General features: G+C 71.3%; 5 protein-coding genes. 3 read left to right on the top strand and 2 right to left on the bottom strand.

The genetic code is table 11. The features are described 5' to 3' along the window. Positions 1–539: TIGR04222 domain-containing membrane protein (locus AC2CHG_RS30300; RefSeq protein ID WP_484526092.1), on the top strand; the 539-nt coding region annotated here is incomplete at its 5' end. Positions 540–683: 144 nt separating this feature from the next. Continuing rightward, a complete protein-coding gene (locus AC2CHG_RS30295; RefSeq protein WP_091426934.1) occupies positions 684–992 on the top strand; it encodes a hypothetical protein in 309 nt (102 codons plus the stop codon). 66 nt (positions 993–1,058) lie between these two features. On the opposite strand, the gene AC2CHG_RS30290 is transcribed toward AC2CHG_RS30295, so the two are convergent. Continuing rightward, entirely contained in the window at positions 1,059–2,627 is a 1,569-nt protein-coding gene (locus AC2CHG_RS30290) for an MDR family MFS transporter (protein ID WP_484526091.1), read from the bottom strand. Positions 2,628–2,692: 65 nt separating this feature from the next. Further along, on the bottom strand, positions 2,693–3,301 hold the full coding sequence (locus AC2CHG_RS30285; RefSeq protein WP_366623595.1) for an acyl-CoA-like ligand-binding transcription factor: 609 nt from the start codon (positions 3,299–3,301) through the stop codon (positions 2,693–2,695). 343 nt (positions 3,302–3,644) lie between these two features. Here AC2CHG_RS30285 and AC2CHG_RS30280 point away from each other — a divergent pair, with 343 nt between their 5' ends. Further along, positions 3,645–4,166: a DUF1062 domain-containing protein gene (locus tag AC2CHG_RS30280; protein WP_366623597.1), complete on the top strand. Its 522-nt coding sequence runs from the start codon at positions 3,645–3,647 to the stop codon at positions 4,164–4,166. Positions 4,167–4,178 lie beyond the last annotated feature (12 nt).

Here is a 4,178-nt window from a genome sequence, read left to right as displayed (position 1 = left end):
CCCTGCACACCGCGCTGCGCCGCCCGCAGACCTGGGCGGCGGTGCTCGCCGACCCGGCGGTGGGCCGGGCGCTGCGCCGCACGGTCGGGCGGCTGGTCCGCGACGGCTGGCTGCTCACCCCCGGGCAGCGGCGGCGGATCGCGCTGGGCACAGTGCCGTTGTTCGCGGTCGCCGCGGTCGGGTTGACCCGGCTCGTGGACAGCGCGGTCGAGGGGCGCTCGGCGGGCGGTCCGGCGTCGGTCGCCGGGCTGCTGCTGTGCTGCCTGGCCACCGCGCTCGGCGGCTGGTGGCTGACCGAGGTGCCGGAGACCGGCGCCGCCGCGCGCGGGCTGCTGCGGCGGCTGCGGCGCGAGTACGCCGACCTGGACCCGGAGCGCCGGCCGAGCTGGGCGGGCCGGGACACCGAGACGCTGCTGACCGGGATGGCCCTGTTCGGTCCTCGGCCGCTGCTCGCCGTGGATCCGGCGTTCGCCGTGCAGGTGGGCGTGGACCCGGAACGGGACCGTCCCCGCCCCGACCGCAAACCCGCCCGCCGCTGACCAAACCCCCCATCTCGCCTCGATCATGAGGTTGACGGTATTCGGTGTCCGTTTTGCCCGGCTCAACTTCATGATCGACGCGGGTAGGGCCAGGCCGTCGGCGAGAGGCGGTTTCCTTGTCTTGAGCGCCGGGAAGGCTCGGGCATGGCCGAGACATTCGTGAGCGAAGACCTGAAGACACTGCAGGCGATTGCGCGCGGGGCCGGGATACAGGAGGTCGACCGCCTGTCGCCGGACCAACTGGTCGAGGCGCTGCGCCGCGCCGGGGTGACCGACGGTACGCAGGACCAGTGGCCGCCCCAGCCGATCGAGGACCCGGCGCATCTGGCCGGGCTGCCCCGCAGCTCGCTGACGCAGGGCGACGAGAGCACCGGCGGCCGGGCCGCCGAGGAGGCGATCGGCGCCATGCCGGGCGAGTCCGGCACCGAGATCAACGATCGCACCGAACGCTGACCCTACGCGAGGAAGGGCCGCCCCCGGTGTTGCCGGGGGCGGCCCTTCACGCTCGACCGGACGCGGTCAGTGCATGCCGGCGGCGGCCGCCTCCTCGCGGGCCCGGCGCTCGTCGCCGCTGAGCGTGTTCAGCGGCTTCTCCTTGATGAACAGCACGACGATCAGGGCCAGCAGCGCGAACGGCGCGCCGATGAGGAACATCTCCGACGTGGCGATGCCGTAGACGTCCTGCACGATCCGCAGCACCGGTTCCGGCAGGGCGGACAGGTCCGGCACCTCGGCCGATCCGCCGCCGGCCGCGATCGGGCCCAGCCGCTCGACGGTCAGCGAGGTCACCCGGTTCGCCAGGACCGCGCCCAGCGCGCTCACGCCGACCGCGCCGCCCATGCTGCGGAAGAACGTCAGCACCGAGGTGGCCGCGCCGAGTTCGGCGGCCGGTACGTCGTTCTGCGCGGCCAGCACCAGGTTCTGCAGGAGCATGCCGACGCCGACGCCCAGCACCGCCATGTAAACCGACAGCACCGGCACGCTCGTGTTCGCGTCGATGGTGCTCAGCAGCAGCATGCCGACCGTCATCACCGCGGCGCCGGCGACCAGGAACATCTTCCAGCGGCCGTACTTGGTGATCAGCTGGCCCGCCACCGTCGAGGAGACCAGCAGGCCGAGGACCATCGGCAGGCTCATCAGGCCGGCCGCCGTCGGCGACTTGCCGAGCGAGGTCTGGAAGTACTGCGACAGGAACACGGTGCCGCCGAACATCGCCACGCCCACGAGGATGCTCGCGATCGTGGTGAGGCTGACGGTGCGGTTGCGGAAGATGCCGAGCGGGATGATCGGCTCCTCGGTGCGAGCCTCGACGAACACGGCGAGCGCGAGCAGCGCCAGCCCGCCGCCGACCAGCAGCGCGGTCCAGCCCGAGGCCCAGTCGAACTTGTTGCCCGCCAGCGACGACCAGATCAGCAGCGTGGACACGCCCGAGGTGATGAGCAGGGCGCCGAGCCAGTCGATGCGGACCTTGCGGCGCACCACCGGCAGGTGCAGCGTCTTCTGCAGCAGCGCGATGGACAGCAGGCTGAACGGCACGCCGATCAGGAAGCACCAGCGCCAGCCGAGCCAGGACGTGTCGACCAGGACGCCGCCGATCAGCGGGCCGGCGATGGTGCCGACACCGAAGACGGCGCCGAAGATGCCGGCGTACCGGCCCAGCTCACGCGGCGGGATCATGGCCGCCATGACGATCGTGGCGAGCGCGGTCATGCCGCCCGCGCCGATGCCCTGGATGACCCGGCTGAGCAGCAGCACCTCGACGTTCGGGGTGAAGCCGGCGACGAGCGAACCGGCCACGAACAGACCGAGGGACAACTGGATGAGCAGTTTCTTGCTGTAGAGGTCGGCCATCTTGCCCCACAGCGGCACCGTCGCGGTCATCGCCAGCAACTCGCTGGTGACGATCCAGGTGTAGACGGTCTGGCTGCCGTCGAGGTCGGCGATGATCCGGGGCAGCGCGTTCGCCACCACCGTCGAGGCGAGGATCGCCACGAACATGCCGACCATCAGGCCGGACAACGCCTGGAGGACCTCCCGGCGTGACATCCGCGTACCCGTCTCGGCGGGTGGAACAGTGGCGGTGGTCATCGAACTCCTTGTCGGTGTGCACGGGCGAGCGGCCGCGCGACGGCGGCGGGTACGGGTCGGAGGGGTCAGGACGGGTCGGGCAGGCCGGCGGCGACGACGGCGAACGCCTCGGCGGTCAGTTCGCGCAGCGTCGCCGTGTCGGGTCGCTCGACCCACTGCATCAGGGCCGTGCGGAACACCGCGCCGGCAACGGTGGTGACGAGCGTCGGATGGCCGTGGCACGGGTCGAGCCCCAGCCGGGCGGCCACCGCCGCGACGATCACCTGCTCGGTCTCGGCGTTGCCGCTGATCAGACGCGGCAGCAGCGACGGGTTCGCCGCGATCACCCGCAGCCGCAGCAGCCACACCTCCCGATCGGCCTCGATGGCCTCGACCACCTCGTCGAAGGCCAGCCGCAGCGCGTCGAACGCGGACATCTCCGGCGGCGCGGCGACGATGCGGTCAGCAAGCACCTCGCGGTCCGTCGGCTGGTCGCCGAGCAACGCCTCGTCCTTGCTGGGGAAGTAGTTGAAGAAGGTGCGGGCCGACACGTCGGCGGCCTCGCTGATCTCCTCCACCGTCACCTGGTCCAGGCCGCGCTCGGCGACCAGACGCAGCGCGGCAGCGCTGAGGGCGGCGCGAGTCTGCCGCTTCTTGCGGTCACGCAGGCCAGGGCGGCTCTGATCCGGGGTCACGCCACGAGACTACGAGCGATCTTGCAGAGAGTGCAAATTTTTAGTCAGTGAAGTGATGGGCGACGCAGCGGCCCCGGAAAACGGGTTGAGAGCGGTTCCGGACGTCCCGTACGTTTCCCGCACTCCTGTCGCAGCGAAGAAGGACGATTCCGCGTGACCCCTCCTGCTCTCTAGAACCTGACACGTTCCCCACGCCTGTAGCCGGCCGTTGCGCGCCGGCTCCCCGGGCTGCCCTCGCGCGCCCGGCCACAGCGTCCGAGGCCGCGCGTAATCGGCCTCGCGTCAGGTCTTCAGAGATCAGGTCTCCATGTCATCCCAACCGCATATCGTGCTGCCCTGGGTCGTGCGCCGGACCCGCCTTCCGCTGCTGTCGCTGCGCTGCGCCGTCTGCCGGGCCGAGTCGGCCACCGCCGCCAAGGGCCGGTTCCGCGTCAACGCCAACGGCAAGTTGCTGGACGTGTGGCTGCTCGTCCGGTGCGTGTCCTGCGACCGCACCATCAAGCTCACCGTCCGGGAGCGGGCGGCGGTCAGCTCGTTCGATCCCACCGAGCTGCACGGCCACCAGCTCAACGATCCCGACCTGGTGGCGGCCACACTGCTCGACCCTTGGTTCGCCCGGCGCTGCCGCTTCACCCTGGACTGGACGGACGCGTGGACGCTCGATGCGCCCACGGTGCCGCTGGACCGGTGGCCCGTCCAGGTGGACGTCACCTTCGACGACCCGGTGCCGGTACGCCCGGACCGGCTCATCGCGCACCGATTCGGCCTCACCCGGTCCGAGGTGCTGCGCCGGGTCAAGTGCGACATCCCGCTGAAGCGTCCGACGAGCTCCGCCTTCACCTTCACGGTGCTGGCGGAGGACTGACCGGGCGTGGTC

This window comes from Micromonospora sp. ATLC20 (genome assembly GCF_057196585.1).
Note: the sequence above shows the minus strand (reverse complement) of the source record. Positions and strands in the feature narration are given on the sequence as shown.